Consider the following 4503-nt stretch of genomic DNA (forward strand, 5'->3'; position numbering starts at 1 on the left):
CCAAATTCGCTGCCGGCTTCGGTGCCTGACAGCAGAAGGCGGTTGTCCCAAAGCCCTTGGCAAGCGGGCGGCAGGCCATAGTCTGGATGCGCCGACAGCGGCGCAAGATCGGCGGGGGTGGCGGTGAAGCTCTCAGAGGCCCAGTCTTGCAGATAGACCGCCAAAGGGCTTGCAGCCTTGGGGCCAAACAGCCGCGTCAGCTGTGCGGTGACTTGCTGGCGCAGCGCCTCCAGATCGCGGCGGCCTTGCGGCGGCACGCCGATAAAGCCGAACAGCCCAAACGGGCCGCCATCGGCGGGCGAGGCGTCGTGAATTTCCACCATCGGGCCAAAGCGGCTACTGGCATCGCCCGAAAGCCCCGCCTCGCGCCAAAAGGCGCTGTCATAGACCGCCAGCGCCTTGGCCTGCCCCGCCATCCAAGTTGGCACCGCCTGCATCGCGGCAAGCGCCGGGATCGGCAGAGCAGGTTCAAACCTGATCTGCGCCGCAAGCCGTGGCGGCAGCGCCAGCACCACGCGGTCGGCGATGATCTCTGTGCCATCGGCCAAGGTCGCAAGCATCGCGTGATCGGTTTTGCGCAAGGCCACCAGCCGCGCGTTTTTCTGCAAGCGATCTTGCGGCAACCGATCTGCAAGGGCCTGTATCAGGCGGCCAAGCCCGCCCTGCAGCCGCCAAGACCCCTGCATCGAGGCAAAGCCGCGGCCATATTGCACTTGGGCGCGCGCGTCTTCAAAGGCCAAGGCCCCCTCGGCGTATTGCTCGAACTTCTGCAAGCCCAGCCGTGCGATCAGCGCCGCAATACGCGGCTGCCCCGGCCAGAACCACGCGGGCCCCATGTCGAAAGCGCCCTGCCCGTGCTGATGCGTCAGAATGCGGCCGCCAAAGCGGTCGCGCGCCTCAATCAGCTGATAGTCTATGCCTGCCGTCTGCAAGGCTTCGGCCAAGGCAAGCCCAGACAGACCGCCGCCCACAATCAAAACCCGCATCTTTGCCCTACCGCGCTTGCATCAAAGGCCAACCGCTGGCGCTTTGGCATGGGGCAGGTGCCCGGTCTTGATCCAAACCTTGCCACCAAGCGCCCCCGCCGTCACCTCCAGCCGCTGGCCTTCGGGCAGGCGCAGCCAATCGCCCGCGCCAAGGCTTTCGCCGCCCCAAAGCACGCTGCCCGCGATCACCAACATCTCGGTGCCGCCCGCATCGGTCTTGATCAGCGTCGCATCAGGCGCAAGCTCGCTATAGCTGACCACCTCAAACGCATCGCGGTGCAGCAGCGCGGTCGCCACCCCCGCCACAGGCGCAGAAAGCGCCTCGGTCATCAGGGTGTGAAACTGGGTGCGGTCGTCTGGGTGAAACTGCCAAAGTTTGACAAAAATCACGCAGCCCGCATCCGAGCGCGGGCTATGCGCGGTGGTGGGCGGGTTGCGCACATAGCTGCCCTGCGGATAATCGCCGTGTTCATCCTGAAACACCCCGTCAAGCACGATAAACTCTTCACCCCCCGTGTGGGTATGGGCCGAAAACCGACTGCCCGGCGCATAGCGCACAATCGAGGTGGCGCGCGCCACCTCGCCGCCGATACGGTCCAGCATCCGCCGATCCACCCCCGGCATCGGCGAGGCCTGCCAGGCAATCTGATCAAACCGCACCAGCACCGCGGCGCTAAAATCGGCGTTCAATTCCATAGCATCCCCCAAAGGCCCCCAGCGCCCCCTTTGCAACATGGTGCGCAGACCGCCGATTGCCAGATCAATGTGCCGCAGCCCAGTTCAGCCCCTGCCCCGCCTCGACAATCAGCGGCACCTTGAGCGCGACCGCCGGATGGGCGGCCCCCTCCATCACCCGCTTGGCCGTCGCGATCAGCGCCTCTGCCGCCTCGGCCTCGACCTCGAACAGCAATTCGTCATGCACCTGCAACAGCATGGTGGCGGGCAGATCGGCAATCGCCTTTGGCATCTGGATCATCGCGCGGCGGATGACATCGGCCGCCGTGCCCTGAATAGGCGCGTTGATCGCAGCGCGTTTGGCGAAACCGGCTGCGGGCCCCTTGGCGTTGATTTCAGGCGTGTGGATCTTGCGCCCGAACAGGGTCTGCACAAAGCCGCGCTCTTGGGCAAAGCGCACGGTTTCGGCCATATATTCCTTGATCCCGGGATAGCGTTCGAAATAGCGGTCGATAAAGCCCTGCGCCTCGGCACGCGGAATCCGCAAGTTGCGCGCCAGACCAAAGCCGGAAATGCCATAGATCACGCCAAAGTTGATCGCCTTGGCGCGCCTGCGCACCTCCGAGGTCATCTCGGACAGGGGCACGCCAAACATCTCGCTTGCGGTGGCGGCGTGAATGTCGATGCCGTCTTTAAAGGCCTGCTGTAGGCTGGGAATATCGGCCATATGCGCCAAAATCCGCAGCTCGATCTGGCTATAGTCAAGCGAGACCAGAACCTTGCCCTTGGGGGCGACAAATGCCTCGCGGATGCGGCGGCCTTCTTCGGTGCGGATCGGGATGTTTTGCAAGTTGGGGTCGGTTGACGACAGCCGCCCCGTCACCGCACCGGTGATCGAATAGCTGGTGTGCACCCGGCCCGTGTCGCGGTTGATATGGTCTTGCAGCGCGTCGGTATAGGTGGATTTCAGCTTGGCCAATTGCCGCCAATCCAGCACCAGACCGGGCAGCTTATGTTCGGTGGCCAGATCTTCCAGAATATCCGCACCCGTGGCATAGGCGCCGGTTTTGCCCTTTTCGCCCCCCGGCAGGCCCAGTTTGTCAAACAAGATCTCGCCCAGCTGTTTGGGCGAGCCTACGTTAAACGGCTGGCCTGCGGCCTCTTGAATCTCGGCCTCAAGCCCCGCCATTTTCTGCGCAAAGGCGTTCGACATCCGGCTTAGGGTGTCGCGGTCAACCTGAACGCCTGCCATCTCCATTTCGGCCAGAACCGTGACAAGCGGACGCTCTAGGGTCTCGTAAACCGTGGTCACCTGCGCGCGGTGCAGCTGCGGCTTGAACAGCTGCCACAGCCGCAGCGTCACATCGGCGTCTTCAGCGGCATAGCGCACCGCAGTGTCGATATCGACCTTGTCAAAGGTCACCGCCGATTTACCCGATCCGATCAAGTCTTTGATCGGAATGGGCGAATGGCCCAGATATTTCTCGGACAAAGCATCCATGCCGTGGCCGTTCAGCCCCGCCTGCATCGCCGAAGACATCAACATGGTGTCGTCAAAGGGGCCGACCCGCAGGCCGTATCTTGCGAAAATCTTCCAGTCGTATTTCATGTTCTGGCCAATTTTCAGCACCGCAGGGTCTTCCAACACCCCCTTGAGGGCTGCCAGAACCTCGGCCAGATCCAGCTGACCTTCGACCAGAACCGAAGCGCCAAACAGATCGCCGCCGCCCGAGGTATGGCCCAGCGGAATATAGCAGGCCTTGCCGGCCTCGACCGAAAGCGAGATGCCGACCAGATCGGCCTTCATCTCATCCAGCGACGTGGTTTCGGTATCCACCGCCACAAAGCCCAGCGCGTTGATCCGCGCCACCCAGTCGTGCAGCTGCGCCATGGTCGAGACGCGCTCGTATCCGGCCACATCAAAGGCCACTTGTGCGGCTTGCGGCGCGTCATGCGCGCCCGCCACATGCATGCCAGCGCCTTCGGCCAGCGCGGGTGGCTCGACCTTCAGCTTTTCGGCCACACGGCGGGTCAGGGTGCGAAACTCCATCGCGTTCAGAAAGCCAAGCACCACCTCGGGGTCAGGCTCGCGCAGCGCCATCGCCGCCAAATCGGCCTCGAGCGGCATATCCGCGTCCAGCGCCACCAAGCGGCGCGAAATGCGGATCAGATCGGCGTTGTTTTGCAAAGCCTCGCGGCGTTTGGGCTGTTTGATCTCGCCCGCCCGCGTCAGCAGCGTTTCCAGATCGCCGTATTCCTGAATCAGCAGGGCTGCGGTCTTGATGCCGATGCCCGGCGCACCCGGCACGTTGTCAACCGAATCGCCCGCCAAGGCCTGCACATCGACAACCCGATTGGGTGCGACGCCAAATTTCTCGAACACCTCATCCGGCCCGATACGCTTGTTCTTCATCGGGTCCAGCATATCAACCCCCGGCCCCACCAGCTGCATCAGATCCTTGTCTGAGGAGATGATCGTCGCCGTGCCGCCAGCCTCGACCGCGCGACGGGCAAGGGCTGCGATGATGTCATCGGCCTCATAGCCTTCGACCTCGATGCAGGTGACGTTAAAGGCGCGGGTGGCCTCGCGGGTAAAGATAAACTGTGGCCGCAGATCTTCGGGCAGTTCGGGGCGGTTGGCCTTATACAAAGGGTAGATGTCATTGCGAAAGGTTTTTGATCCCGCATCGAAAATCACCGCAATATGGGTGGCGGCGACCTCTTTGCGGCTGGCGGTCAGCTCGCCCCAAAGCAGGTTACAAAACCCCGCCACAGCCCCCACCGGCATGCCATCCGATTTGCGCGTCAACGGCGGTAGCGCGTGATAGGCCCTAAAAATAAA

At 63.0% G+C, this 4503-nt stretch carries 3 protein-coding genes; all 3 read right to left on the reverse strand.

Going from position 1 to position 4503, the window contains the following annotated elements:
* Positions 1-986, reverse strand: a 986-nt coding sequence (locus V7Q10_RS13585) for a flavin monoamine oxidase family protein (protein ID WP_333869662.1), incomplete at its 3' end; no start/stop codon positions are given.
* Between the two features lie 21 nt (positions 987-1007).
* Complete coding sequence (locus V7Q10_RS13590) at positions 1008-1682, reverse strand: cupin domain-containing protein (protein ID WP_333869663.1); 675 nt, start codon at positions 1680-1682, stop codon at positions 1008-1010.
* Positions 1683-1746: 64 nt separating this feature from the next.
* Positions 1747-4503 (reverse strand): DNA polymerase I (gene polA / locus V7Q10_RS13595; protein WP_333869664.1); only part of this gene is annotated, 2757 nt, incomplete at its 5' end.

Origin of the sequence: Cypionkella sp., assembly GCF_036782355.1 — a bacterium.
GTDB lineage: Bacteria > Pseudomonadota > Alphaproteobacteria > Rhodobacterales > Rhodobacteraceae > Cypionkella.

Coding starts and splice junctions, on each gene's coding strand:
- V7Q10_RS13590 (WP_333869663.1), bottom strand. CDS start 1,682: ATGGAATTGAACGCCGATTTTAGCGCCGCGGTGCTGGTGCGGTTTGAT.